We start from the raw sequence: 26504 nt of genomic DNA on the forward strand, positions 1-26504 counted from the left end.
ACCGCGCGGCCCGCAGAACTACTGCTCATCTTGAGGCTCGAAGGGTACAGGTTCTTGCAGCACGCGATAGCGACCGTTCCCTTCCCGCCCGAGAGTTGGCGCGTAAAGCCCCAGTAGTTTTCGTGTCCACCAATCTCCCGTCTCACGCTTCGTCGCCATATCCGTGAACCAATATTGCCAGATGACGCAGCGAATGACCTGCGGCGGCCCGTTGGGAAATGGATTGCGCGCAAAGAGCGAAAGCACTTCGGGACTTCCGTCAAGCAGTGATTCCTCCGTGTACACCACAAAATGGTATTGGCGCCAAGTACCCAAGGATGCGAACCACAAATTCCAATCAAATCGTGGCTGATACGGCGCGTAAATCCCCGGCGGTCTAGTCACGTCTTGGGGCTTATACTGAAACGGATAGGCAGTCCATGTCGCGCCGCCGTCGTTCGAGCCTTGAAACTCGATTTCATAACGTGCCCTGGTCATTACTTCGAAGAGCCCATACTGATTGGCAATCCGGAATGGTTCCAAAGCTTCCACCGGCCATTCCGGAAGATGCAGATTTTGCAGGGGCATCCAAACCAGTTGCGCCGTCGTCGCATAAAACAGCCAAGCGAAGCAAATTCCTGCCGACGTCATCCAAACTGGCTTAAAGATGCGTCCACCTCGCAAACGCCATGCCACAAGCCGGGTTCTCATATTTTCGAAAGTCGTCTTTCGAAGCAAAATCGATCCTGACGTTTTTTCATCGGAGATCACTGCGGCGGGCGCGAAATCCTTAGTTCCCGCCGTATCTTGGCGTCCGCCTGCGGTCAATCTCGCCACGGCAGCACGATACCGAGGGAACCACTTCACCGAAATTATTCGCAAAAGAAATTTGTCGTCGAGCAGCAAGAAACCGAGCGAAAGCACAAGATAATTCAAAAACGCGTAATTTGCCGTGAGTATCACGCCAATCTCCCACAGCGTCACGATGAAGAAGCAAATCAGCCGGAATCGCCGCGGCAGGAAAACCAACAGAACCATTCCCATCTCCATTACGAGCGTGGCGAGCGCTGCAAGCCAGTGAAACCAATGCGGGGCATGCTGCACATACCAGCCAATCCATGTGGGCAGAGGGCCATTCTGGTAATACTCGTACATTGCGGTCAGATGGCGCCATTCGGGATCGCCGCCGAGCATTTTCCCGATGCCGGACTCGAAATAAATGCGGAACCACTCCCACAGGAGCAAACCCAGACATGCTCGCGCTGGCGCCGAAGACTCACCCCAGCGTGGCAGCCAACCTCTGGGCGCGAAGAAAAGGCAGAGAAATCCCGCTTCGAGCAACATCCCGTCAGACTGGTAGCTTGAAAAATCCTGCAGCACACCAATGAAGGAAAGAAAACAAACAAAGCAAATCCCAGCGGAAAGTTGCGGCCAAACATTTAATATGAGGGCAATGGCAGCAATCAGCCCAATCCAACAAACGATCATCAGCGCACGGTCCGTCGAGCTAAACCAAAACACGGACGGCGCATACCACAACCTCGCGACGCCCGAAACGGAATGACGAATGGCGTCCAGGTAATTGTTGGCCGGCAAAATGCCATTCGGCCCAACCAAACCCTTGACCTGATATGCCAGGGAATAGAATGCGGAAAAATAAATTACGCCCAGCGCACGGAGAAAAATCCAGCGCGGGCCCAAATGGCCAGGAGTTTTCCCCGACTCCGGCCCCAAAAGCCAGTTAAAAAAATCGACAATACGACCGCCCACGCCGACATTATACAGGCCGCTTTACATTTATGGTCGTCGTGGATTTGCCGAGCGGGAAAATTGGTGGACGGCAGGGGATTCGAACCCCCGACCCCCGCGTTGCGAACGCGATGCTCTCCCAGCTGAGCTAGCCGCCCACCGAGGCAATTTATTTTAGCAAACGGCGCATCCAGCGCCAACGTGGAAGCGGCGCGCGGTTGTCAGAAAAATGCGCCTTTACTTCTGTGAACCCAGGGCAATCAGCCGTGCACGCCCCCCGGCCACGACCTTATCGAGTGAAGCCATGTCGGATACCGTACCCTGAGCGAACACTTTACTGCCCCCGCCTTTTCCTCCGACCGCAGCCAGCAATTCGCGCAGCATGGCGCCCATGTCACCATCGAGCTCCGCTGATTGCGCCAGCACAACCGTTTTTGCGCCGCGGCTTGCAAGGATCGCTCGCACACCGGAGTTGACAACCAGCTTCGCCGCGAGCATCGCTAAATAACTCGCCGTGGCATCCTGGGAGACGACGCTCACGATTTTTGGTGCGCCATCGGCAGAATACTTTGTTTCGTCGCCAAGCAATTCCGCTGCTTCCAACTCAACGAGACGCTCTGTCAGTTTTCTGGCTTCCCTCTGGAGCGACCGGCGCTCCTCCTGGGCTTTGCCAACCATTTCCGGCAGCTTGGCCATCGCGCAACCAAACTGTTCAGAGGCTTTTTTCAGCACCACCAGATCTTCGCGCGCGGTCGCAAGCGCTCGAAATCCTGCGACAAACTCGATACGCCAGTTCTGCTTTTGCCGTTCGCATTTCCGAATGAGCAACAAACCCGCCTGACCCGTCCGAGACAGATGCGTGCCTCCGCATGGCTGTCGATCGAAGCTCTCGATTTCGACCACGCGCAACGTTCCTTCGCGATCGACTTTCTTGCGGATCCCATCCGCGGCCAATTCTTCAGCAGTCCCATAGCGAACCTTGATCGGCCGATCTTCACAAATAATTTCGTTTACGCGCGACTCCGCGTCTTCCAGATGGCGCGGGACAACGGACGGAGTTGCCAAATCGATTGTGGAGATGTCCCGGCCCATGTGAAATGAAACCGTTTGAAACTGAAATCGTTCGATGAAAGCCGCTGAAAGCAAATGCTGCGCGGTGTGCTGCTGCATGTGGTCGAAGCGGCGCGTCCAGTCGATAACGCCATGAACTGCTGTTCCAGCATTGAGAGGTTCTTCTGTGAGGTGAATCACATTATCGGCCGCATCGTCCAGCACTTCGACGACGTTCACGCGATTCAATGTTCCGGTGTCGAACGGCTGACCACCTGACGTGGGGTAAAACGCAGTTCGATCCAAACGAACGCGCCATCGGCCGTCCGCTGGTTCGCAAGCGACGACTTGCGCATCGAATTCGCGCAAGAACGAATCGTTATAGTAAAGACGTTCCGTCATTTCATCGCTTCAATGCGCTTTCAAGGTTTTTTGCCATGCTTCGGTATACTTGTATCCGCAACCTGTATTGAAAAGCACCACCGTTTCATTTGCTTCAATCCATCCGTTTCCGGCGAGCTTCCGGGCGGCAACGACTGTCGCACCGCCCTCCGGAGCGGCGAAGATTCCTTCCTTGGCGGCTAGCTCTTTCGTCGTCGCCAGAATATCTTCATCACTCGCGGCGACTGCCGTACCTTTGCTTTCTCGAATTGCCCGCAATATCAGGAAGTCTCCAATGGCTTTTGGCACCCGCAGACCAGACGCAATCGTTGCGGCGTTTGGCCACATTGGCGCGTTCTCCTCACCCTTTTCAAAAGCGGCAACGATGGGCGCGCAGCCTGCCGACTGAACCGTGACCATTCGCGGTCTCTCTTTGCCGATCCAACCCATTGCTTCCATTTCTTCGAATGCTTTCCACATCCCAATCATCCCCACGCCGCCTCCCGTGGGATAGATGATCACATCGGGCAGACTTCCCTCGGATTGCTCCCAGAGCTCATACGCCATGGTTTTCTTGCCTTCAATTCGGTACGGCTCCTTCAATGTGGTTACTTCGAACCAGCCATTCTTCTCTTTGTTTTCTGCGACATACTTGCCGCAGTCGGAGATTAGGCCGTCGAGTTTGCGGACGTCGGCGCCGAACGCGCGGCACTCCATCTCGTTGGCAAGGGGAGTATCTGCAGGCATCACGATCACGCTGGGAATTCCCGCTTGTGCAGCATAGGCCGCGAGCGCTCCGCCGGCATTTCCTGCCGTCGGTGTTGCAAGCGCCTTCGCTCCTAACTCTTTTGCACGGCTCACCGCCGCTGAAAGTCCGCGCGCTTTAAACGACCCGGTGGGATTCAGCCCTTCATCCTTGATGTACAGCTTATCCAGGCCGAATGATTGGCCGAGTCGCTTTGCATGCAGGACGGGTGTCATACCTTCCCCAAGGCTGACGGGCTCGCGCGACGGCAGCACTTCCGCGTAGCGCCACATCGTCGCAGAGCGCGAACGCAGAGCATCTCGCGTCAGCGTCTTTGCCGCCGTTTTCAGGTCGTAGCGTGCGAGCAATGGTCCGCCGCAATCGCAAAGATTCCAAAGTTGATTATGAGGATGCTCTTTTTTACATCGGGAACATTCCAAGTGAGTGATGGCAGTCTGTAGTGGTTTGGTCATAAGCGAAAAAGTCTAGCACATCTTTTTGTCATAGGTTCCCAACTCGCGCACTCGTCGCGCCTCATTCACGATACAATCTTTTGCATGCCAATTCGGCTCATCGCCATGGACATCGATGGCACGCTTCTTGACAGCCGCCACGAACTCCCCGGCGCCAACCTCGATGCCGTCTGCGACGCGGCCAAACGGGGGATCGAAATCGTCTTTGTTACAGGGCGGCGTTTCGATTTTGCCTGTCCTGTCGCCCAACACTTTTCTTGCGACATCACTCTTGTCGTAAACAATGGTGCACTGATCAAATCGAAGTCCGGGGAAACGCATCTGCGGCATTTGCTCCCCAGTGCGCTGGCTCACGATGTGCTTGCTGCCACTCGTGAGTTTCGGCCTGGTGCAGCAGTCATATTTGATCGGCCCCTTAAAAATCAGGTGATTTTCGAACAGATCGACTGGGAGGACCCTGTGAGCGCGGGATACTACCGCCGCAATCGAGAATTTATTTCCGAATGCGTCCCACTCGAAGAATGCCTCAGCGAGGATCCCATTCAGGTTATGTTTGTTGGTAGTGTTGCGCGTGGACGAGCCGCCCTCGCGGCTTTATGTGCAATGCCGCGCTCTGCCGAATTTTCGCTGGCACATACAGAATACGAGCAGCGCGACCTCAGCATACTCGACGTGATTGAAGCGGGCTGCTCCAAAGGCGCCGCGCTCGCCGAATGGGCCCGACGCCGCGGCATTGCTCGCGAGGAAATCATGGCCATCGGCGACAACTGGAACGATCGCGACATGCTGGAATTCGCGGGTTTGCCAGTAGTCATGGGCAACAGCGTTGACGGACTGAAGTCGCTTGGCTGGGCGGTCACACTGTCTCATGACGACGCTGGCGTCGCCGCGGCTATCCGAAAATACGCTTAGGACAGCAACGAAGCCGGTCGCAGAAATGAATTTGTCTCAACGACGCATGTGGTTGGCGCGCGACGACGAAACTCCGCCAGTCAAAACCGAATTCCGACGATATTCTTAGCTGACGACGCGTGGTCTGCGCACCACGAGTGCATGCGAAAATCTATTGCGGTTGTTGTGGTATCTGCGGTTGCTGAGGTGGTTGCTGCGGCAGTCCCAACGGATTGGTTGGCTGCTGACTCCCCGGCACGGATGGGCCGATTGACCCACCAGAGATCGTCTGCACCTGCTCGAGCGGATTGAAGATAAATTCCCATTGCTTGTACGTTGTACCGCCTTTATACACCTTGATCGAGCTCTTCGCGATCTTGCTTGCAACACCGATGATGAAGCCGCCCATGACTTGCCCAGAATCATCAGTTTGCGGAGTTGAGGATTCGCTGATGTTCATCCCTCCTGTGGGCCCCGTGCTGCCTGTCAACGCTCCCTGGTCAAAAAACGACGGCGTCGTCTGCTGACCGTTGGTAGGGCTTCCGTTCGGCGTGTTTGGGGCATTTGGCGTCGGCGATTGGCCGTTCTGACCCTGCAACAAGGTCTGCAATGCCTGCGCCAGAGGGCTGCCAGGAGTTGGACCGACTCCGCCTGAGCCCAACGCTGCGCCTTGACTCACCAAGCCATCAGTCGAATTGTCGCCGCTTGAATTGCCCGTCGGCGCGCCGGTAAGCGTGGCCGATCCCGAGGTAATCCCCAGCTTGCGTTGCTGGTCGACGAAAGCCATCTGCTGCAATGATGTGTACTGAACGCTCCCGATCAGTTGTCCGGTCGGCGTAACGTAGATGAAGCGCCAAGAACCGTCCTCTTTGTTCATGGGATCTTTGTACGCTTCGCGCAAGCAGCGCGGACCGCCATTCTGCGACTTCAAAAGATCATCGACAGAGGTGGGAAAGCGCCCAAACTTTCGGTAAAAAATGCCGACGGCTCGCTGGTATTGTTCTCCCCGCCAGATCATATCCGCTTCTCTGTCCCGTAGCCCTTGCGTATAGATGTCAAGAACAGCAGTCGACATTCCAATGGCAACTGTCGCAACGAGGAAAAGAACGAACAGCAGCGCATAGCCGTTCCGGCTTCGCTCACACGGTCTGGTTGCTTTTCTCATAAACGAGAGCGAGGGGGCGGCATGCCCTGCGCTGAATTGACGTCTCGCAACGTCAATGTCGTCTGGCGCCCGGAGGAAATGTCCTGAAGGTCCACAGAGTTGTTGTTGATTTTCAGGACGCGGAATTGATTGAGCAGAGTGCCGCCCTCAGGAAGAATGTAAACGTCATCCTGATTCGCTGAAAAACAAGCCTTGCGCCGTCCTGTCGCCAAGTCTGTCACGATGCCGTAAAAAGTCGCGGGGACGATCAACGGCGGCGGTGCAGCCGGGACAGCGGCGGCAGCCTGGGCAGCGGCAGCGGCCTGTTGCGTCTTCACTTGCTGCGGCGTAGGTGCCAGAGCCGGCAGCGGCTCCGCGCTGAAAATATTTCGGTGCGCGCCGTTGTATTGCTGCTTTTGAATGTTCTGGAGCAAGTCTAGACGCAGCGACGGGTCAGGCACGGCTAGCGGTTCGAATTTCGCATCGTTCGCCTGAACGCCTCCAAATCCATCGTCCCGCGAGCGAACGGAATAATATACGACGGCCAGCAATATCACGAGCAGCGCCGCTAGAATAAATGCCTCGAATTTCGTTTTCTTAGTCATCGCTTCATCTGCGAAGGTACGTCCGCAACGCTACTTGCAATTTGATTGTTCCGGACGATTCGGACGCAAGTGTCAGCCCATCGAGCACGTAGAAATGAGACGAATGCTCGAGTTCATTGATGAGTCGTACAAGCCCCTGATAGTCTCCCTGTACAGCCGCCGTAATCGTCACTTCATTCAGCCCGCGATCCTTCACCGTTTGTTCCTTGAAGGATACACCGCTCGTCTGTACACCTGCATTCTTGGCCATTTGGCCCAAATCGGCAACCAGCGTCGAGTATCCCGAAGATTCCGGCAGCAAATTGCTCTGATAAAACGAGTCACACTCTTTTCCGACATCGGGAAGATCTTTTTCGATTTTCTTTCCCTTCTCCACGTCCGCCGAGAGCAACTTCGCCCGCGCCGCCAATCTGTCTCGTTCCGTCTTCTGGACTTGCGGCTGTTCGCCAGCCGCCTGCCAGCTCACAACCATCAAAGCAACGTCCATCGTGAGAATGCAACCCAGCGCGATCTTTATCGCCAGTTTCCAGCGCCGGGATTTGTTCTTCCCGCTCATATTGCGTATCGCGCCTCGAGCTGAAATAGAACGGTCGTCGCAGTATCGTTTGCATTTTTCTTCGGGTAGGTCTCTTCGGTGACCTGTACATTGGAAAAGACGGGCGACGCTGTGATCGTCCGAACAAACTTGTCTTTTTGCTCGTCGTTATCGGCACCGATTATCAGAACCACCTTCACCGCGCCGTCTTTCTGCATCTGCGGTGAAATGCTAATCACACGCACGCCTGGCGGCAGCAGTTTTTCCAGGTCGGCGAACATTTTCGTCCAGGGAAAAGTTCGCTCCTCAATCAAGCGGTTCAAAAACTCTGAGCGCTCCATCACTTCAACGGTATGTGGATTTCGAAAAACTGCGCGCAGCCTTTCCTGTTGCGTCTGTGACGCGCGAATCTGGCTTTCCAGCGATGCGATCTCCTTACGTATCTCCCGACTTACTCTGCGCGCACGCACAGCATGAACTGATAGCACGGCAAGCGCCAAAAGTGCAGCCACTCCCAGCGCGACCGAACCGACAATAAACTGCCGGTTGTTTTCTAGCGGAGACGTTGCGAGATTGAATTGCGTCCTCATGCCCTATCGTATCCTCGGCTTCATCCTCCAAGATTCATCTGCCAGCCAACCAGCGCTTCCAGCCCTTTTGCTGCAAGCGATGTCGCCTCGGCGGGAAGATGCGTCGTCACTGAAAGCGGCTGCGATGAGCAGCTGACTTCTCTCGCCAGTGCTTCAATCAATTCTCCCTCAATCTCCCCAAATCCGGCCACTTTCACTCGTTCAACCTTGCCTCCCCACGTATCCTGGTAAAAAGCGATCGCCGGAAATACCTCGTCCAAAATCGATTGCGAACTGACGTGCCCTTGAGTCCTATCCATCTCCGTGGACCGATAAACGCACAATGTGTCGCCACTAGTAATCACAGTTGTGAGATTCCTATCGCTCATTCGCACTAGCAGCGTCGTCAGCTCTCTGTCGAGCATCGGCAACGTGGCCAGCGTTGAACTCTGCACAACGCCCACAGAGATTCCTTCCTCTTCCGCAGCGGATTCATACTCCCGAATAATCCTCTGGCGCGCGATGGTCGCAACGATCTCCGGTTTTCCTCCTCGGTTCGACTGTTTCATCCATGAAATGGCGGCCTCCTCGGCGTCGAATGGAAGGCTTTTCTTGAGCCGCCATCGCAGCATGGGAAGAGCCTCTTCGGCTCGCCGCGGGAAACTATCAAAGGACAAGATAAATACACGGATCACCGGATCCGGGACCATCAATGCGACGGGCTGTCCTTGGCTCGGTACTCGAGAGACAACGCGTCGGATCGCTGCACGAACGGCAGCCGCGTCGTTTATGTTCGCCTGGGTGGCCGAAGGAACGATTGCACCTTCCGGCAGCTTCTCGACGGCCGACGCTGCCAGATGCGAAATATCCCTTCCCCAGCGGGCCGCCGCGACGTGCGTTGCGGCGATCTCCAGCACAACGCTCGGATGCGGCATCGCATTCAGCCATTCGGAAAAGCGACTATGCTGGTTCGTTTTCAGCCGCGTCTCGGATGCAGCCGGGTTAGTCAATAAAAGTCACCTTATTGATTTCCCGGAATGTCGTAATCCCCATCCGCACCCGGGAAAGGCCTGATTCGCGCAGAAATTCCATCCCTTCTTCTCTTGCCGCTCGTTTGATTTCCGATGTTGGCCTGCGGTCAATAATCATCTCGCGGATGCGATCCGAGAGGTCCAGCAGCTCGCAAATCGCAGTCCGGCCGCGGTAACCGCTGCCGGAGCACTCGAGGCAACCCACTCCCTCAAAAATAGGCACATCCGCCCACTCTTTGGGATCGATTCCCGACTCTTCAAAAGCACTCGCGGGAAGATGCACGCGCTTCTTACAGCTCGGGCAAATTACGCGGACCAAACGCTGGGCGAGAATACAATTCAGTGCAGAGACGAAATTGTAGGGCTCAACGCCCATGTTAATAAATCTCCCAATCACGTCCGTCACGTTGTTCGCATGCACGGTGGTAAAGACCAGATGGCCCGTCAGTGCGGATTGAATCGCAATCTGCGCTGTTTCCTGGTCGCGGATTTCGCCCACCATGATCTTGTCCGGGTCGTGGCGCAGAATCGAGCGCAGTCCGCGCGCGAACGTGAGACCTTTCTTCTCGTTCACCGGAATCTGCGTAATCCCCTGCACCTGATACTCGACGGGATCTTCGATCGTGATGATCTTGTCTTCATCGGATTTGATTTCGTTGATCGCGGCATAAAGCGTCGTGGTTTTGCCCGAACCAGTTGGCCCCGTGACGAGCACCATTCCGTATGGCTCGTGAATGTAGCGTCGGAATTTCCGCAAATCCTCTTCAGCAAAACCAACAACATCCAAAGTCAGATTCCGAAACTTCTCGCTCAGCGTTTCTTTGTCCAGGACGCGCAGAACAGCGTCTTCTCCGTGGATCGAAGGCATCACAGACACGCGAAAATCAATGAACCGTCCCTTATACCGGACTCGGAAGCGACCATCCTGCGGCACGCGCCGCTCAGCAATATCCAGTTCGCTCATCACCTTGATGCGCGACAATATGGTCGAATGCCACTCCTTGGCGAGCGGCTGCATCGCATATTGCAGCACGCCGTCAATGCGGTATTTCACGGCAACTTCCGAATTACGCGTCTCAATATGAATGTCGCTGGCTCGTCGTTCGAGCGCCGTAAAGATCACGGTATCAACGAGGCGCACAACGGGACTCACGCCAGTATCCCGCGTGAGCTTCTCCATCGAGATGTTTTCGTCGCCGTCCTCGTCGCCAACCACTTGCAGCGTGAAACCCTCTGTCGCCTGGTCGAGAACGCGCTGCGATTGCTCCGTTCGCTTGAGCAAATCGCCGATCTGTGTAGCCGTGGCCACCTTGATCGTCAGTTTTTTGCCGAGCAACAACGCGAGCTCATCATTTACGAGGAGTTGACTGGGGTCCGATACGACCACAACCAACGAATTGTCATGCGATTCCAGCGGCACAAAGTTGTAGCGAAACATCAGCTCGGCCGGAATCGATCGAAAAAGTTCCGGGTCAATCCGCTGCTCCGCGAGATCGATGAACGGCACACGGTACCGTTCCGCGAGCTTCTGCGTGCGGTCGCGCTCGGCCGTGTCTTCGCGGACTATCGTCGGATGCGACTCTCGGTTTGTTGTTGCCATCTCGCTCGTCCTTTATCCGCCCGCGGAAACGGAAAATAGCGGCAGGTACAGCGCAATCAAAATAAACAAAATAATCAGCGCTATGATAACCAAGACAACTGGCTCGATGATTGAGATCAGTACCCCGGTCTTTAAATTCGTCTCTTCCTCGTAGAATTGCGCGACGCTCCCCAGCATGGGCGCCAGCGCGCCAGATGCTTCTCCCACTTCGATCATGTCGAGCGCGAGAGCGGGGATCATGTTTGTATCTGCCAATGCCGCGTGCAACGCGCCGCCCTCGCGCACCTTTTGCGCTGACCTAAGAACCGCTCTCGAGACTAACCGGCTGGTCATGGCATTCGCTGCTGTTTCCAGTCCGTTCACTAAGGGCGTTCCTCCGCGAAGCAAGGTGCCCAATGTGCGCGTAAACTGGGCCATCTGAAATTTCATCCAGACATCCCCGACCACGGGAATCTTCAATTTCAGACGGTCCACAGCCAAACCGCCTGCGCTTGTCCTCGACCAAAAAAACAGAAGGACGAGTCCAACCGCGGCAAGCACAACAGCGGTCAAAATCCACTTGCCGTAGCCCATCACGAGCGTGATCAAAAATTGCGTAGGCGCAGGAAGTTTTGTGCCCAAATCTGCATACAGTTTGGCAAACTGTGGGATTACATAGGCAACCAGATATGAAACGATGCATGTCGCAGCGACGACCAGGAAAGTCGGATAAACCAGAACGCTGATGAGTTTCTTGCGAATCCCCGATGTCACGCGTTGATAGGAGATGTAGTCATCCAGAACCCCTGGCAGATCGCCGCTTTTCTCGCCGGCTCGCAGCGAGGCAATGTACACGCCGGGAAACATCCCCGTCGCTTCGACTGCGTCCGAAAGCAATTCTCCTTCGCGCACCTGGCTGCGAACTTCGCTCAGCAGCGGGCGGATCTTCGGCTGGGCGGCACGGTCCGCCAAGAGGTCGAGCGCCTTCAAAATCGGCAAGCCGGCCTTTATCAGAGTATTAAACTGCTGATTGAAGATCAGGAAGTCACCTGGTGGGAGTTTCCGATTGCTTCGAAGCCCGCCAAATAGTCCGGCGACAGTTAGGTTCGGACGGACCGTATAAACGTAAAATCCTCGATCGGCCAGCTTCTGACGAGCTTCCGTTTCGCTCTGGGCCGTCTCCAATTGCTGGAAGACGTTTCCGGTCGCATCCCCGACTTTGCACACAAATTCAGCCATAAATTGTGGTTTACGCTCGGTGTCCGCGAGCGCTAAGAACAGATTTTAGCATAGCGATTCTGCCGCGCATGTCTCTCCCGTCATTCTGTGCGCAGACGGCAACTGCGCCTTAAGAGATGACTGGCACTAACAGCCTTATGGTAGGAGTCGCTACAGGGGCTGATGGTTGGCCGGCGGCAAGCTATTGAACGCTGCGGGCCAGCGCCGAATCATCCACAATGGCTACGCCCACGGGAGGAGTAAAGTGGAATTTCGCCTCTTCAATTCGAACATTTTCATGCCAATCGCCAAAGCGGAACTCAGTTTCGATGTCCCCCGGTTGCCGGATTGCCACTCTAACGAGCTGATCTCTTGGGTTTACTTCAAAGACGGCCTTCGTAAAGGCGTCCGCATCTTCTTTTCGGGGACTGCAAACAAGAACAGCATTGCCTGCCTCTGCCGGACGTTCCTCAGAACCCCCCGTTCCAGAACCTAACCTCAGACTTCCGCAGATTCGCTCTAAATTTGCCTTTCCCGCCAGCAGCGCCAGTGGAGTGCGCCAATCCGAACTTTCTTTGATCGACGTGCGGCTCGCCGTATGGTTTGCCGGCACGTAATACCAGACATTCTTGCCATCCACTAAGAACATCTTCGTCGACGGCGAATCATAATCCCATCGCATGCGTCCGGGCTTCTCGAAATATACCGTGCCGCTCTCGACGCTAATCGCGGACCCGCCGGAGGTGTACTTCTCGAGAAAAATTCCGACCATGCTTTTTGTTCGCCCGTAATGCTGCTCGAACGCGCGCGCTACACCTTTCGCAGTCACTAAAGAAAAGAGTTCGGAAGGACTGGCCACAGTTCTGGGCTCAACTGAGCCAAAAGCAAGCAGAGTGAGCAGAAGCCAGAGGGTCAGCACAAAAAACAGTTTAGCAGCAGTGCGGAGTTCCAGCAAAACGCAACAGGGTCGAGCGCGAACTACAGCGTCGGCAGGGCGTCGCACTGAGCTGCGCTGGTGATGGCCGCTCCGGTGATGTCAAAATGAATCGCGCCGGGCAAATCGCTACAGAAACTGCGCTGGCCGCTTGAGCCTAGCGTGATTGGGACGGCCGTTGTCAAGTAAGAGTAGAAGCCCGCCGGGCAGCCGGGTACCACGGGCGTGTTGGAGCCAACCCCTTGATAGCTGAAAATATATCCAGATTTGGCAAATGGCGGGGAGGTAATCAAAGAATCCAGCAAGATGGCCTGCGTACAAGTTGCCGTTGCACCGACCCCACCCAAGGTGGGTAAACTCGCCGGGTAGCCGTTGTTCCAACTGGTGTTGTAAACGGTTGCGGCAGTGCCTATGGCCCGGACGTGCTCCACAGCAGAAGCCTCATTGGCTGCCATTTTCGAGCGGAGATAGTTCGGAATCGCAATCGCGGCGATGATCAGGATGATGGCAATCACGATGAGCAGCTCGATTAGCGAGAACCCTTGCACGCTTCCCGCTCGTCGCAATCTCAGTTCGACTTTTGTCAGCATGCACACGGCGCTCCTCTGTTTCCTCCATTCCTTAGGCGACAAAAAAGGGAGGAACTGGATGGTCCCTCCCCTCTTTAAGCAAGCGAAGCTACCCTAGTTGCCGAGCGGATTCACCCAACCGTCAGCAGCACACGAGCTTCCACCGTTCGCGTGGGTTGCGCCAGTCGCATCGAAGTAGATTGCGCCAGCTTGGTCATCGCAGAACGAGCGCTGCCCGGTTGTCCCGACGGTAATCGGAGCTCCCTCGACTTCAAACGTCTGATCGTCCACGCCGTTGCACGCGGTCGCGGGCACAACTGCCGGGGCACCAGCTACACCCAAGGTAAAGTTGTAGCCCTGTCGCGCCGGGGTGGCAGCGTTGAAGGTCGGGTCAAGCAATTGCGACGCGGCGCAAGTAGCCGCGGCACCAGCAGCACCGCTGAGCGCCTGGAAAGTTGTTGCATAGCCCGTATTGTACGTTGAATAGTACGTTACTTGCGCCGTAATGATCGTGCGCAATGCGCCGACCGCGGCGGCTTCGTTCGCGGCCATCTTCGAACGGAGCAGGTTCGGAATCGCAATCGCCGCGATGATCAGAATGATCGCCACGACGATCAAAAGCTCGATTAACGAGAAACCCTTCTGGTTCTTTTTCATTTTCTCTCCTTAAATTTTCCTTCAAGTCCCTTGATTTCGAGTGCTCTTCAGAATCTTGTAGACTGCGTAGCGGCGTGCAGCATAGAAATCTGCAAATCCGATTCCAACCTCTCGATGCACTATGCCGCGAATGTTCCATACTGATTCTAGAAGAGTTATAGTGAGAACTAGGCCCTTCGTGCTCCTCCAATCAGCACCACGCATTCCCGCATCAGAGAAAGTGACATTTTTTGTCCTTATATTATGACGTTTTCTCGTAGTGAATCCAAGCCCGCAGGATCAGGGTTAGATGCCATATTTCTTAGCGTAATGCCGGAACGATCTGTATGTCATTTTGAGGAGCTGCGCAGCTTTCGTCCTTATCCCGCCCGCGCACTCCAGTGCTCCTAAGAGATAGGCCCTCTCCATCTCGGCGATGTGCTTCTCGAGGTCGATTCCCGATTCGGGAATCAGCCGCTTCGGCTGGTCCGCCAATTGCCTATCCCCAAAGTGGTTCTGATAGTAGAGTAGAATTCTCTCCGGCAACCCCTCCAAGGAAATTCTCTTCTCTGTTTCAAGAGCAACCGCCCTTTCGATCGTGTTTTCCAGTTCCCGGACGTTTCCCGGCCAGTCATATGACTCAAGCCTTTCCATGGCCTTGGGTTCAATCCCCTCGATTCGCTTGCCGGTTGAATTTCGAAACCGCTCGAGAAAGCTTCGCGCCAGCAGCGGGATATCTTCCCGCCGCTCCCGCAGAGGCGGCAAATGGATAGGGATGACACTCAGGCGGTAATAGAGATCCTCGCGAAACCGCCCTTCCGCGATCTCTTTCTCCAGATCCTTGTTGGTTGCGGCGATCACGCGAACATCCACGTCCGTTTCCTCTGTGCTGCCGATCGGACGCACTTTACCTTCCTGCAAGACTCGATAGAGCCTCACCTGCATCGTCGAGCTCATATTCCCGATTTCGTCCATGAAAAGCGTGCCAGCATCGGCGGCTTGGAAGAGTCCCGCACGATTTTCGTTTGCGCCTGTAAACGAGCCTTTCATGTACCCGAACAGTTCCGATTCGAGCAGCGTCTCCGGAAAGGCTCCGCAATTTATGGTGATAAATGGCGCACCTGCCCGCGCACTGTTCTCGTGAATCGCTCTGGCGACGAGCTCTTTACCGGTTCCACTTTCTCCCGTAATCAGAACGCGGCTGGATTGCGGCGCAATCGTTTGAATCAGATCAAATATCGCGCGCATCTTTGCGCTTGTGCCGATGATGTGATCGAGTCCAGTGAGCCGGCGGATCTCACGCCGCAGGATACCTGCCTCTTTCTTTAATCTCAGATTGTCCGCAACCTGCTGGACAGCAGGCCGCAATTCGTCGAGCAACTTGTCACCTTTGATTGCATAGCGGTCAGCGCCGAAATTCACCGCGTCAATAGCGGTGCCAATTGTGGGAACACCGGTGATCAGAATGAAAACAGTTCCCGGCGACACTTCCTTGGCAAACCGCAGAAGGTCTACGCCAGTCATATCCGGCATGCGGATGTCCGAGATCACCAGGTCATAAATCTGCGACTCAAGCCGCCTTTTGGCCGAATCTCCGCTAGTGGCTACCTCCACCCGGTGCCCCTCTTTGCGGAATGTGATTTCCAGCAGCTCGCAGATCGATTTTTCATCATCAACAACCAACAGATGCGCCATTACCCCTCACTTCCCTCTCGTTGATGCTAGGCCCGCGTTCAATTCCTGCCCGTGCACTTCTTGCATCGGTACGGATCGCTCCTTGCGTGGCAATTCGATGACAAACTCCGCACCGTGGCCCTTTTCGGACTCGACGTGAATATGCCCTTCATGCGCTTGCACAATTTGATACACAATCGCCAAACCCAGCCCTGTTCCCTGCGCGAAACCCGACTGGAAGGGCTCGAACAGCTTCGCCGCTTGCCGCGCGTCGAAACCGACGCCCGTATCACGAATTCCGATGCGCACCCAGGAGGTGTCCGCCTCCATCCGAACGGTCAGCGTGCCGCCCTCGGGCATAGCTCGCCGTGCGTTGTTGCAAAGATTCCAAAAAACCTGCCGAATGCGGTCGCGGTCGACGCGCGCATTGGCATGATTCACCAAGAATCGCCGTTCGACGCGGTATTTTCCTTCCACGCCGTATTCGCGTTCGATGAGAGTCAGAGTTTCGTCAATCAGCGTGAGAACATCCGTATCGGTGAACGAATAATTCTTCTCGCGCGAGTAATCCAGGAAATCGCTGACAATTTGATTGAGCCGTTCCGATTCGCGGCTCACAATTTGCACCAGCCGCTTGTCATCGTCATCCAGGGGCGCGAGGCGCGCGAGTTCCTTGAGCGCTCCGGCCATGGCTGTCAACGGCTGCCGAATTTCATGGGCAATCGCCGCCGAGAGCCTTCCCACGGCTGCCATGCGATTTTTCGTCTCCACTTCGTGCTCCAGGCGTTTTAGTTCGGTCAAATCCTGGTAGCTAAAGACGTAGCCGCTGACCTGATTCTGCCCAGAGCGCAAGGGAGCTACGGATACGCCAAGATATCGCCGCTCGCCGGCAGGCGTATGAAATTCCGTCTCCTTTCGCGACGCCAAGAAGCCCAACTCTGTGTCGGCATCGGTCAGCCAAAATCCCGGCAGTACTTCGCGAATTTGTTTTCCCGTCAGCGTCGCGGGTGAGATGCCGGCGATTTCCCCACCGGCGCGATTTACGAGCAGGATTCGTCCGTCGAGGTCCGTGGTAATCAATCCGCCGCGCATCGAGCGAATGATGTCTTCATTGAACGCCTGCAGGTCGCGCAACTCCTCGCGCTTCTCCTCGAGTTCCACGCCCTTGCTGCGCAGCATATGCGCGAGCAGGCTTCCAAGGTACGCGACGGCAACAAACGCCAGAAAATTACTGAAAATCCAAAATTCCAGCGTTCTTTCGTTCGGCGTGGAAAGAGAGGTCTGTGGTACTAGCCCATAATGAATCAGCTCGACCATCGCACCGAGCAAAACGAACGCACCGCCGGCGACCAAAAATACGTTGCGCCGTTCGAACAGCACGCTGGCCATTAGGATCACCAGCAGGTAAAGCGAGATGAAGTAACTCTCGTGCGCGCCGGTCGAATAGACAAGGCCGGTAACCAGCACAAGGTCTGCAATGATCTGTAGCGGAGCGTGCCAGCGAGCTTCAGGAATCCATTTCAAAAGAATGACGAAACATACAGCGAGAAAATACCACAGCAGAATCACCGGCACGAAATAACGCGCGATCAGCGGCAGCGGTGACAGTTGGTGGACCGCAAGAACAATGGCCAACAGAAAACTGATGACGAGAAACCGCACTCGTCCCAGCCATCCAAGCCATTCCAGTGTGTTTTGTGAAAGTTGCATTCCCGATCCGCCCCCGACCGCTCACCCCAAGGAATCGGGACTCCGTTTGAGGCTCATCCCGCTTAAGATAACGGCGCGGCTCCTGGCCCTTCTGTGGTTAATGTTGCTCAGCCAGAAGCCGCGCACCATCCGATAAATGGGAAGTTCGTCACGCCCTTCCCGCATTTGCAATAACGTCTAGCTGCCCCCGCCTGCCAGCTTGCCGATCAGCGAGAACAGTGGCAAGTACATCGATATAACGATGCCGCCGACCACAATTCCCAAAAACAAAATCATGATCGGTTCGAGCAGGGTCAGCAAATCTTTTACCGCAGCGTCCACTTCGTCCTCATAGAAGTCCGCAATCTTCTGCAGCATGGTGTCCATCGCGCCCGTCTGCTCTCCGACGGCGATCATCTGTGTCACCATGCCGGGGAAAACTTCCGTTTCCTTCAGCGGGTCCACCAAAGAACGTCCAGCCTCGACCGCCTTCCGAGTCTTTTGGATGGCTCGTTCCACAATCGCGTTGCCGGAGGTCTTTGCCGTAATGTCCAATCCTTCGAGGATCGGCACGCCGCTCGAAATCAACGTTCCCAATGTTCGCGTGAACCGCGCCACGCAAATCTTGCGCAGGAGCATGCCAAGTATGGGAAGCTTGAGCAGCGTGGCGTCAATGGCGTATTTCCCTTGCGGCGTCCCGTACCAGACTTTCAACCCGATCCCGCCTCCGACGAGAACCACCAAGATGAATAATCCATAGTAACTCCCGACGAAGTTACTCAGCCCGATAACGATTCGCGTTGGCAAAGGCAGATTCGCTCCCAATCCGGCGAACAACGTCACGAAAATGGGCACGACCTTCCACAGCAACAAAGCAATGACGCCCGCTGCTATGCCGATGACCGCGCATGGATAGATCATCGCCGACTTCACGGCGCGTTTTAGCTTTACGTTTTTCTCAATATACGTCGAGAGCCGCTGCAAAATGGTGTCGAGAATACCGCCCGTCTCGCCCGCCTCCACCATGTTGTAGTAGAGCGGATCGAAAACCTTCTCATACTGCCGCATGGAAGAAGACAGCGTGGATCCCCCTTCCACGGAAGAGCGCACGCCGGTCAGCACTTTTTGGAACGTCTTGTTCTCCTGCTGCTGTGCAAGGATCTCCAGACACTGGACGAGTGGCAATCCGGCGTCAATCATCACGGAGAACTGGCGGGTAAATATTGCCAGGTCCTTGCTCTTCACGCCTCCGCCAAACGTCGGAACGGCGAACTCCTTGCCCTTCTCCGACACTTTGCTGACGTTGATCTGCTCGCGCCGCAATAGTGTCTGCAGCTCCGCCTTGCTGGACGCAGAGCGCTCCCCGGCGATCTTAGTCCCGGCCCGGTTAACCCCCGTATATGTGTAGACCGGCATGTCCTTGCCTCCTATCCCTGTTATCCGCGACGTCTATCGGCGCGAGAATGTTTTTCCAGTTGGCGCCTGAGATGTCGTCGTCACTCCACGATTGATTAAGTCCTGCAACTCGTCCGGATTCGATGAACGCAACAATGCCGTTTCCAGACTGATCGCTTTCTGGAAATAGGCATTCGCCAGCGATTGGTTGAATGTCTGCATACCTGTCTGTCCTGTTCCCGTTTGCATGGCCGAGTAAATTTGATGGATCTTGTCTTCGCGGATGAGGTTCCGAATCGCAGCGGTCGGAATAAGGATTTCCATAACCATGGCGCGCCCCCGGCCGTCGGACCGCGGCAGGAGCGACTGGCATAGAATTCCTTCCAACACCATGGACAACTGTGCGCGAACTTGCGGCTGCTGGTGGGCCGGGAAGACATCCACGATACGATTGATCGTCGATACCGCCGAGTTGGTGTGCAGCGTGGCAAAGGTCAAGTGGCCAGTTTCCGCGATCCGCAGAGCCGATTCGATCGTCTCCAAGTCCCTCATTTCGCCGATCAGCACAACGTCCGGGTCTTCGCGGAGCGCTGCTCGCAACGAATTCGCGAAGGAATGCGTGTCTGAATGCACTTCGCGCTGATTGACCAGGCATTTCTTGTGATTGTGAAGAAACTCGATCGGGTCCTCGATCGTAATCATGTGCTCTTCGCGCTCATTATTAATTTTGTCGAGCATCGCGGCGAGCGTCGTTGACTTTCCCGACCCCGTTGGTCCAGTTACCAGAACCAGCCCGCGCGGCTTGTCGCAAAGGCTGCGCACGACGGCCGGGAGCCCCAATCCTTCAAAACTCTTGATTTCCCATGGAATCGTACGAAAGACGGCGGCGACAGCCCCGCGCTGGTGAAAGATGTTTCCGCGGAATCGCGCCAGGCTTTTCAAGCCGAATGAAAAGTCCAGCTCCAAATTCTCTTCCAGGCGATGCTTCTGCGCGTCCGTCAACACGCTGTAGGCCAGAGCCTTCGTATCCGCAGCTGTCAGCGGCGGCATGTCCAGCGGACGCAGATGTCCATTCACGCGCACTCTCGGCGGCGTATTAGTGGACAGATGCAGGTCGCTCCCGCCCATTTCAATCATCGTCTTCAACAATTCACTCAGCGAAATACTCGCCATCTGAATTCCCTCCGCCTAGAGCACCGTCTCACGCACTACCTCTTCCAATGTCGTCATTCCCGCCGCAATCTTGAGCAGCCCGCTTCGCCTCAGCGTAATCATTCCTAGCTCCAGAGCCTTTTTCTTCAATTCCAAAGCCGACGCGCCCACCAAAATCAATTCCTTCAACTCGTCATTAATCTCCATGACTTCGTATAAACCGACGCGGCCCTTATAACCAGTGTTGTTGCACGTCCCACACCCACGCCCGTGGTAAACGGTTGTGACCTTCGACTCTTCCGGCGTGTACCCTGCATCCACCAGAGCTTGGGGTGTGATCGTCATCGGTTCTTTGCATTGCGAACACACGCGCCGCACAAGGCGCTGCGCGCAAATCAAGTTCACCGAAGTCGCTACAAGGAACGGCTCAATTCCCATGTTCATCAAGCGGCTGATGGTCGAAGGCGCGTCGTTGGTGTGCAGCGTCGAGAGCACCAAGTGGCCGGTCAGCGCGGCTTTCACCCCAATTTCCGCCGTCTCGAAGTCGCGGATCTCGCCGACGAGAATGATGTTGGGGTCTTGGCGCAGAAAAGCCCGCAGGGCCGACGCGAAGTTCAGCCCAATCTGGTCTTTCATCTGCACCTGGTTGATTCCGGGCAATTGAAACTCGACCGGGTCCTCCGCGGTCATGATGTTGGTGTCCATGGTGTTCAGCCGCGCCACAGAGGAATACAACGTGTTCGTCTTGCCCGATCCGGTCGGGCCAGTCACGAGCACCATCCCGTACGGCCGCAGAATCGCTTTCGTGAACTTGTCCAGAGACTCTTGCTCGAACCCCAGTTTGGTCATGTCCAGCCGCAGATTTTCCTTGTCCAGCAACCGGAGAACGATTTTCTCGCCGAAGAGCGTCGGAACCGTCGAAACACGGAAGTCCAGCTCCTTCTTTTTTCCATCCTTGGCGTACTTGATCATGATGCGGCCGTCTTGCGGCAGCCGCTTTTCGCTGATGTCCAGCTTCGACATAATCTTGATGCGGCTTGTGATCGCATCCTTCAGCTTCAACGGGGGCGCCATCACGTTCTGCAATACGCCGTCAATGCGGAACCGCACGCGATATTCCTTTTCATACGGTTCAACGTGAATATCGCTCGCGCCACGCTTCAGCGCGTCGGTCAAAACCAAGTTCACTAGCTTGATGATTGGAGCTTCTTCGGCGGCCTTTTCGAGCGAGGCCAGGTCCATATCGGCCTCTTCTTGCGAAAGTTCCAGCGCCGCCTCTTCCCCGGCAAGGTCTTTCATCACCTTGTCAAGTTCTTCGACGCTCTCCGCTGCTCCGTAAAATTTCCCGATCGCCTCCGAAATCGCTGTTTCCGAAGCGACGACAGGCTCCACGTTGAATCCCGTCATGAACTTGATATCGTCCATGGCGAAGACGTTTGTGGGGTCCGTCATCGCGATCGTCAGCGTCGAGCCCACGCGCGACAGCGGCACGATCTGGTATCGCACTGCGGTTTCTTGCGGGATTAGCTTGATGACCGTGGGGTCGACTTCATAGAACTTCAGGTTAATCGAAGGAACGCCATATTGCCGAGAGAGGACCGCCGTAATGTCTTCGTCGCTGACCAGCCCTAACTTTACAAGACAGGTCCCCAGTCGTCCGCCTTCCCTTTTCTGGTAATCAAGTGCCTGCTTCAGCTGATCGGAGGAGATCAGGCTGTCGCGAACCAGTATTTCTCCCAAACGGGACGACATTCACAGCACTCCTGTGCGCGAACTTGTCGCGGAAGTCCAAAGGTTAACATGCACAGAAGTGGGAATCTGGATTCCCGTTCGGAGTCGTTCTGTAACAGGAACCTGTACACTGGTACAGGGTGTGCCACTCTGCTTGCGCGCTTTCTTGACTTGCCATTTTTTGCTCGTTATCGTGTCAGAAGATGTCGCAACAGCCGATTATCCACGAGCTGGTAGCCAAGGACGGAACTTTGGAGCGCCCTGAAACATTCCCCACACGCGCCAAATCCTTGCGTCAATACTACGACGCGCTCTTCCGCCGGCTCGGGCCGCAGTCGTGGTGGCCCGCGAAAACCCCCTTCGAGGTAATTGTCGGTGCCATACTCACACAGAACACGTCATGGAGTAACGTTGAACGTGCCATAGCAAATCTACGCCGCGAGCGCCTTCTCACTCCACGCTCGCTCGAACGTGTTCCATTGCTGCGCTTGGCCATTTTGATTCGGCCGTCGGGCTATTTCCGGCAGAAAGCACGAAAACTCAAGGCGTTTGTCCGTTTTCTTCGCAAAGATTATTCCGGTTCGCTCGCACGCATGTTTCAAACTCCGACACTCGAATTGCGCGAAAAGCTTCTCGTCGTTCACGGCATTGGCCCGGAGACCGCCGATTCAATCCTTCTTTATGCAGGCCAAAAACATGTCTTTGTTGTCGATGCTTACACCAAAAGGATTCTTTCGCGCCACGGCTGGGTCCCTGAGGATGCAACCTATGAGGAAATGCGCGGTCTCATCGAGTCTGAGTTTCCGCGCCACGTCTCGCGATACAATGAGTTTCATGCGCTTCTCGTCAGCGTGGGCAAGAACTGGTGCCGTCCGCGCGAGCCGCGCTGTTTCGAATGTCCCTTGCAGCCTTTTCTTGAGCCTGTGAAATGAACAAAACGAACTGGACTCGTCGCTTATGGCTCGCATTAGGGGGTTTGTGCGTCTCTCTCCTTGCTGCCGCTATTTTCACGCTTGGGTCGCTCAATGCGCCTGTTCGCCCTGATAATGTGCATGATTTTATCGTCCTGTTTTCCCTGTCCGCTTTCGCCTTCGAAGCGTTCCTTGTATTCAGCCTGATCCTCGGGCGGAATATTGTTCGGCACTTGGCGGAGCATCGCGTCGGCCTCCTCGGCTCCCGTTTTAAGACCAAAATGGTCTTGGGAGCGATGGGCGTATCGCTTCTTCCCGTTGTCTTTCTTTTCTTTTTCAGTTATGCGCTCATGAACCGAACGATGGCGATTTGGTTTCCCAAGCCTCTCGAAACCGCCAACGAACAAAGCCGTGCTCTCATCAACGAAATGAGCAGCAAGGAGCGAGACAAACTAAACAGCCTCGCGCAGGACGTCGCCGCGTGGCTTTCCACCCCTCGTCGCAAACACGACTTGCGCCATTATGCGATCCGCCCTGACTCCGAATTCGATGTTGTGTGGACCTCAAACGCCGCTGGAGCAAAAATCGAGAGCGTCCCCGCATTCCCGAGCACAGACCAATTCAATCGGGAAATGACGTTCCCAAGCGGGGCGCAAATCTGGCAAATTGGGCGCAAGCTGTATCTTACGGGGCGCGCTCCTTACCGTGGTGGAGATGTGATGATTGGGCGCAGTTTGCCTGACGATTTCCGCGAAAGACTGAACGACATTGAAAGCGACGACCTGACGTATCACGCTCAATATCAGCACCTTCGCCTTTTCAAGAACGAAATCGTTCTTGGCCTGCTTCTGATCACTTTGCTTCTCCTCTTCGCAACCATGTGGGTCGCTCTCTTTCTCTCCAAGCGCGTGACAGTGCCGATTCAAGCTCTCGCGAAGGCCACCGGCCAAGTCGCGCACGGCAATTTGGATTACCGCATCACAATCCGCGCACACGATGAACTGGGCGTCCTCGTCAATTCCTTCAATGAAATGGCCGCGCAGCTGGGACAGTCGCGCCAGCAAATTGACGAATTTACCCGCAATCTACAGCAGGCTCTCGAAGAAATCGAACATCGCCGCAAGCTGATGGAGACGATCCTGGAGAACATTCCCACCGGGGTCATTTCGCTCGATGCCAATGGAGCGGTCAACCGCATCAACTCCGCAGCAGCCAAGATTTTTGGCAAAGAAACGGCGGTGGCAAAGTCGCTTTCCGAACTGGCCGGCGAAGAGGTCTCTCGCCGCATTCTTCATCTGATGCGCCGCTCTCTGCGCATGGGCGTGGCGTCAGATGAACTCGAAATTGCAGCCCCTGGACGTTTCCACCATGTCGCCGTTACGGTGAGCCCGCTTGGCTCTGGTTCGGCTAATCCCGGTTTTGTCGTTGTGATTGATGATGTGACCGAACTTCTCCGGGCGCAGAAAACCGCCGCATGGCAAGAAGTCGCTCAGCGGATCGCGCACGAAATCAAGAATCCCTTAACGCCGATCCAACTGTCAGCCCAGCGCCTTCTACGGCATCTCGAACGGTCTTCTCCGGCGCGTCGCCGCGAAGACCGTTCCGAGTGGCCATCCTTGGTCTCCGAATGCGCGCACCTCATTCAGCGCGAGGTGCACACGCTGGAATCTCTGGTGAATGAATTCTCTCAGTTTGCGCGATTTCCTGCCGCTCGACTCGCGCCAGCCGACGTCAATTCCATTGCCTCCGACGCGCTCGATGTTTTCGAGGGCCGCCTCGAAGGCGTCGCGATCCACCGCGAACTTTCATGCGTTTTACCCGCCGTCAAAGCCGATTCCGAACTCCTCCGCCGCGTGATTGTCAATCTTATCGACAACGCTGCCGAGGCCCTTGAAGGCGCCACCCTTCGCAGCATCACCGTCACAACGCGCGTAGCGGGACAAGGCGACGCAATCGAAATTGAGGTCTGTGATACCGGCCATGGCATATCGCCCGAAGACAAGGACAAACTCTTCCTCCCGCATTTTTCGACGAAAGACCGCGGCACCGGCCTCGGCCTCGCCATCGCCAGTCGCATCATAAGCGAGCATCACGGCACGCTGCGCGTCGAAGATAACGTTCCCTCTGGCACTCGCTTCATCATCCGTTTGTCTGCTGTGGAAGTTGCAGCGCCGCAACCAAGCGCGAGCACACCATCATGAAGACGTCCACGGCATCCGTCGACAAGAAGCTTGAAGAATTAGCAGACGCAATACCACCCCGGGTTCTGAAGTATTTCTATCTGCTTTCTTTCGTTGCGGGCGCCATTTGCTCCCTTCTGTGGACTGCAGGCCTCATCCTCATCGTCGCCACTCACCGTTCGTGGGTGACTCTCTTTCGAGGATCGGAATCATTGTTCGCACTTGCCTTCTTTATTTGGGCGACACGAGAAATGTTTCGAGCTTTTAGGGATGTCACCAGCACTGGCGATCGAGGCCAAGAGCCAAGGTAAACTGATCCTCCTATGCCTGCCTCCATCCTCATCGTCGACGACGAGACTGGCATTCGCCAGTCGCTCTCGGCGCTTCTCCGCGACGAAGGCTATGAAGTTCAAGCCGTCTCTTCCGGCGAGGAATGCCTCGACGCAGTTAAGCATCGTCCATTTGATCTCATTCTTCTCGACGTTTGGCTCCCGGGCATGGACGGCCTCAAAACGCTCGAGCTCCTCAACGAACGCGATGGCAACATGCCCATGGTTCTGATGATCTCCGGCCATGCAAAAATTGAAATCGCCGTTCGCGCTACAAAACTCGGCGCCTTCGATTTCATTGAAAAACCTCTTTCGCTGGAAAAAACGGTTCTCGCGATCAAGAACGCGCTCGATTATCTGCGCCTAGAAAAAGAGAATCGCCGCCTTCGCGCGGAACTCGAGCAGCGTTATCAAATCCTCGGCGACAGCGTCCCCATGAAAGCCTTGCGCCAGCAAATCGCACTCACCGCCCCCACGACTGGCCGCGTCCTCATCTACGGCGAAAGTGGAACGGGCAAGGAACTCGTCGCGCGGGCCCTTCACGCACAGAGTTCGCGCTCCAACGCGCCATTTGTGGAAGTGAATTGCGCGGCCATCCCCGAAGAATTGATCGAATCCGAACTTTTCGGCCATCGCAAAGGCAGCTTCACTGGCGCAAGCGAAGACAAGGTTGGCAAGTTTCAGAAGGCTGCCGCTGGAACGTTATTTCTGGATGAAGTCGGCGACATGAGTCTCAAGACCCAATCCAAAGTCCTTCGCGCTCTCGAAGAGCACCGCGTCGAGCCCATCGGCTCAAATGAAATGGTTGCGGTGGACGTTCGCGTGATCGCCGCCACAAACAAAAAACTCGAAAATGAAATCGCACACAACGCTTTCCGCGAGGATCTTTTTTATCGTCTGAACGTCATCCCGTTCACCGTCCCGCCTCTGCGCGATCGCGTGGAAGACGTCCCCACGCTTGCCCGTCATTTCCTCGCCGAGTTCAATGGCGCTTACGGCCGCAAGCCCAAGGAGCTTACTTCCGCCGCCATGGAAATCCTCATGCGTTATCCCTGGCCCGGCAACGTTCGCGAACTGAAGAATCTCATCGAGCGTCTTGTCATCATGTGCCCCAGCCAGCACATTGAGCCTCATCATCTTCCGCCCGAGGTATTCCGTGGCGCTGCGCGCAGCCTTCAAAATCCTTATGCCACGTTGCAGGAGGCGCGAGCGGCTTACGAGCGCGAATTCATCCTGCACAAACTGGAAGAAAATCAATGGAACATGACGAAGGCAGCCGCTGCGATTGGCCTCGAGCGCACCCACCTCTACCGCAAGATGAAATCTCTTGGAATTGCTCCTTCCAGAGCGTAATT

22 protein-coding genes and 1 tRNA gene are annotated in these 26504 nt (G+C 55.5%); 4 read left to right on the forward strand and 19 right to left on the reverse strand.

All coding sequences use genetic code 11. The features are described from left to right. Positions 1–18: 18 nt before the first annotated feature. The 4 genes from VGR81_01575 to VGR81_01590 form a co-directional block, all read right to left on the reverse strand. Positions 19–1749, reverse strand: a complete 1731-nt coding sequence (locus VGR81_01575; GenBank protein HEV2287623.1) for a lipase maturation factor family protein — start codon at positions 1747–1749, stop codon at positions 19–21. 61 nt (positions 1750–1810) lie between these two features. After that, a tRNA-Ala gene (locus VGR81_01580) sits at positions 1811–1886 on the reverse strand. Positions 1887–1965: 79 nt separating this feature from the next. Continuing rightward, positions 1966–3180 (reverse strand): DHHA1 domain-containing protein, encoded by a 1215-nt coding sequence (locus VGR81_01585; protein ID HEV2287624.1) that lies wholly within the window; start codon positions 3178–3180, stop codon positions 1966–1968. Between the two features lie 9 nt (positions 3181–3189). Then, entirely contained in the window at positions 3190–4377 is a 1188-nt protein-coding gene (locus VGR81_01590) for a threonine synthase (protein HEV2287625.1), read from the reverse strand. Between the two features lie 84 nt (positions 4378–4461). Between VGR81_01590 and VGR81_01595 the strand changes: the two genes are divergently transcribed. Further along, positions 4462–5289 carry an HAD-IIB family hydrolase gene (locus VGR81_01595; protein HEV2287626.1) on the forward strand — a complete coding sequence of 276 codons (828 nt, stop codon included), beginning with the start codon at positions 4462–4464 and terminating at the stop codon, positions 5287–5289. Positions 5290–5440: 151 nt separating this feature from the next. On the opposite strand, the gene VGR81_01600 is transcribed toward VGR81_01595, so the two are convergent. From VGR81_01600 to pilB, 15 genes are all read right to left on the reverse strand, one after another. Next, complete coding sequence (locus VGR81_01600; protein HEV2287627.1) at positions 5441–6286, reverse strand: hypothetical protein; 846 nt, start codon at positions 6284–6286, stop codon at positions 5441–5443. 143 nt (positions 6287–6429) lie between these two features. After that, positions 6430–7017 (reverse strand): hypothetical protein, encoded by a 588-nt coding sequence (locus VGR81_01605; protein ID HEV2287628.1) that lies wholly within the window; start codon positions 7015–7017, stop codon positions 6430–6432. 4 nt (positions 7018–7021) lie between these two features. After that, on the reverse strand, positions 7022–7573 hold the full coding sequence (pilO, locus tag VGR81_01610; GenBank protein HEV2287629.1) for a type 4a pilus biogenesis protein PilO: 552 nt from the start codon (positions 7571–7573) through the stop codon (positions 7022–7024). Next, complete coding sequence (locus VGR81_01615; protein ID HEV2287630.1) at positions 7570–8052, reverse strand: hypothetical protein; 483 nt, start codon at positions 8050–8052, stop codon at positions 7570–7572. The genes pilO and VGR81_01615 overlap by 4 nt, the downstream gene beginning before the upstream one ends. 110 nt (positions 8053–8162) lie before the next feature. Continuing rightward, positions 8163–9131: a hypothetical protein gene (locus tag VGR81_01620; GenBank protein HEV2287631.1), complete on the reverse strand. Its 969-nt coding sequence runs from the start codon at positions 9129–9131 to the stop codon at positions 8163–8165. Further along, positions 9124–10752: a GspE/PulE family protein gene (locus tag VGR81_01625; GenBank protein ID HEV2287632.1), complete on the reverse strand. Its 1629-nt coding sequence runs from the start codon at positions 10750–10752 to the stop codon at positions 9124–9126. Before VGR81_01625 ends, VGR81_01620 begins: the two co-directional genes overlap by 8 nt. Before the next feature lie 12 nt (positions 10753–10764). Next, complete coding sequence (locus tag VGR81_01630) at positions 10765–11970, reverse strand: type II secretion system F family protein (GenBank protein HEV2287633.1); 1206 nt, start codon at positions 11968–11970, stop codon at positions 10765–10767. 181 nt (positions 11971–12151) lie between these two features. After that, positions 12152–12721 carry an outer membrane lipoprotein carrier protein LolA gene (locus VGR81_01635; protein HEV2287634.1) on the reverse strand — a complete coding sequence of 190 codons (570 nt, stop codon included), beginning with the start codon at positions 12719–12721 and terminating at the stop codon, positions 12152–12154. Between the two features lie 206 nt (positions 12722–12927). Then, a complete protein-coding gene (locus VGR81_01640; GenBank protein HEV2287635.1) occupies positions 12928–13473 on the reverse strand; it encodes a prepilin-type N-terminal cleavage/methylation domain-containing protein in 546 nt (181 codons plus the stop codon). Positions 13474–13566: 93 nt separating this feature from the next. Further along, on the reverse strand, positions 13567–14109 hold the full coding sequence (locus VGR81_01645) for a prepilin-type N-terminal cleavage/methylation domain-containing protein (protein ID HEV2287636.1): 543 nt from the start codon (positions 14107–14109) through the stop codon (positions 13567–13569). A gap of 285 nt (positions 14110–14394) precedes the next feature. Next, positions 14395–15783, reverse strand: coding sequence for a sigma-54 dependent transcriptional regulator (locus tag VGR81_01650; GenBank protein HEV2287637.1), 1389 nt, complete (start codon positions 15781–15783; stop codon positions 14395–14397). Between the two features lie 6 nt (positions 15784–15789). Then, positions 15790–17472: an ATP-binding protein gene (locus tag VGR81_01655; GenBank protein ID HEV2287638.1), complete on the reverse strand. Its 1683-nt coding sequence runs from the start codon at positions 17470–17472 to the stop codon at positions 15790–15792. Positions 17473–17649: 177 nt separating this feature from the next. Beyond that, a complete protein-coding gene (locus VGR81_01660; GenBank protein HEV2287639.1) occupies positions 17650–18867 on the reverse strand; it encodes a type II secretion system F family protein in 1218 nt (405 codons plus the stop codon). 33 nt (positions 18868–18900) lie between these two features. Then, positions 18901–20019 carry a type IV pilus twitching motility protein PilT gene (locus VGR81_01665; protein HEV2287640.1) on the reverse strand — a complete coding sequence of 373 codons (1119 nt, stop codon included), beginning with the start codon at positions 20017–20019 and terminating at the stop codon, positions 18901–18903. A gap of 15 nt (positions 20020–20034) precedes the next feature. Further along, a complete protein-coding gene (gene pilB, locus VGR81_01670) occupies positions 20035–21750 on the reverse strand; it encodes a type IV-A pilus assembly ATPase PilB (GenBank protein ID HEV2287641.1) in 1716 nt (571 codons plus the stop codon). A 182-nt stretch (positions 21751–21932) separates the two neighbouring features. Here pilB and VGR81_01675 point away from each other — a divergent pair, with 182 nt between their 5' ends. The 3 genes from VGR81_01675 to VGR81_01685 all read left to right on the forward strand — a co-directional run bounded on the left by VGR81_01675 (position 21933) and on the right by VGR81_01685 (position 26502). Beyond that, complete coding sequence (locus VGR81_01675; protein HEV2287642.1) at positions 21933–22661, forward strand: hypothetical protein; 729 nt, start codon at positions 21933–21935, stop codon at positions 22659–22661. Next, positions 22658–24841, forward strand: a complete 2184-nt coding sequence (locus VGR81_01680) for an ATP-binding protein (GenBank protein ID HEV2287643.1) — start codon at positions 22658–22660, stop codon at positions 24839–24841. Before VGR81_01675 ends, VGR81_01680 begins: the two co-directional genes overlap by 4 nt. Before the next feature lie 302 nt (positions 24842–25143). Beyond that, positions 25144–26502, forward strand: coding sequence for a sigma-54 dependent transcriptional regulator (locus VGR81_01685; protein ID HEV2287644.1), 1359 nt, complete (start codon positions 25144–25146; stop codon positions 26500–26502). Positions 26503–26504: the final 2 nt, after the last annotated feature.

This window comes from Candidatus Acidiferrales bacterium (genome assembly GCA_035934015.1).
GTDB lineage: Bacteria > Acidobacteriota > Terriglobia > Acidiferrales > UBA7541 > DAHUXN01.

Excerpts from the sequence above, each read along its gene's own strand:
- VGR81_01675 (HEV2287642.1), top strand. The coding sequence starts at position 21,933 with ATGTCGCAACAGCCGATTATCCACGAGCTGGTAGCCAAGGACGGAACT.
- VGR81_01635 (HEV2287634.1), bottom strand. The coding sequence starts at position 12,721 with ATGGTCGGAATTTTTCTCGAGAAGTACACCTCCGGCGGGTCCGCGATT.
- pilO (HEV2287629.1), bottom strand. The coding sequence starts at position 7,573 with ATGAGCGGGAAGAACAAATCCCGGCGCTGGAAACTGGCGATAAAGATC.
- VGR81_01600 (HEV2287627.1), bottom strand. The coding sequence starts at position 6,286 with ATGATCTGGCGGGGAGAACAATACCAGCGAGCCGTCGGCATTTTTTAC.
- VGR81_01660 (HEV2287639.1), bottom strand. The coding sequence starts at position 18,867 with ATGCCGGTCTACACATATACGGGGGTTAACCGGGCCGGGACTAAGATC.
- VGR81_01650 (HEV2287637.1), bottom strand. The coding sequence starts at position 15,783 with ATGGCGCATCTGTTGGTTGTTGATGATGAAAAATCGATCTGCGAGCTG.
- pilB (HEV2287641.1), bottom strand. The coding sequence starts at position 21,750 with ATGTCGTCCCGTTTGGGAGAAATACTGGTTCGCGACAGCCTGATCTCC.
- VGR81_01590 (HEV2287625.1), bottom strand. The coding sequence starts at position 4,377 with ATGACCAAACCACTACAGACTGCCATCACTCACTTGGAATGTTCCCGA.
- VGR81_01685 (HEV2287644.1), top strand. The coding sequence starts at position 25,144 with ATGCCTGCCTCCATCCTCATCGTCGACGACGAGACTGGCATTCGCCAG.
- VGR81_01605 (HEV2287628.1), bottom strand. The coding sequence starts at position 7,017 with ATGACTAAGAAAACGAAATTCGAGGCATTTATTCTAGCGGCGCTGCTC.
- VGR81_01680 (HEV2287643.1), top strand. The coding sequence starts at position 22,658 with ATGAACAAAACGAACTGGACTCGTCGCTTATGGCTCGCATTAGGGGGT.
- VGR81_01655 (HEV2287638.1), bottom strand. The coding sequence starts at position 17,472 with ATGCAACTTTCACAAAACACACTGGAATGGCTTGGATGGCTGGGACGA.
- VGR81_01640 (HEV2287635.1), bottom strand. The coding sequence starts at position 13,473 with ATGCTGACAAAAGTCGAACTGAGATTGCGACGAGCGGGAAGCGTGCAA.
- VGR81_01625 (HEV2287632.1), bottom strand. The coding sequence starts at position 10,752 with ATGGCAACAACAAACCGAGAGTCGCATCCGACGATAGTCCGCGAAGAC.
- VGR81_01665 (HEV2287640.1), bottom strand. The coding sequence starts at position 20,019 with ATGGCGAGTATTTCGCTGAGTGAATTGTTGAAGACGATGATTGAAATG.
- VGR81_01630 (HEV2287633.1), bottom strand. The coding sequence starts at position 11,970 with ATGGCTGAATTTGTGTGCAAAGTCGGGGATGCGACCGGAAACGTCTTC.
- VGR81_01585 (HEV2287624.1), bottom strand. The coding sequence starts at position 3,180 with ATGACGGAACGTCTTTACTATAACGATTCGTTCTTGCGCGAATTCGAT.
- VGR81_01595 (HEV2287626.1), top strand. The coding sequence starts at position 4,462 with ATGCCAATTCGGCTCATCGCCATGGACATCGATGGCACGCTTCTTGAC.
- VGR81_01645 (HEV2287636.1), bottom strand. The coding sequence starts at position 14,109 with ATGAAAAAGAACCAGAAGGGTTTCTCGTTAATCGAGCTTTTGATCGTC.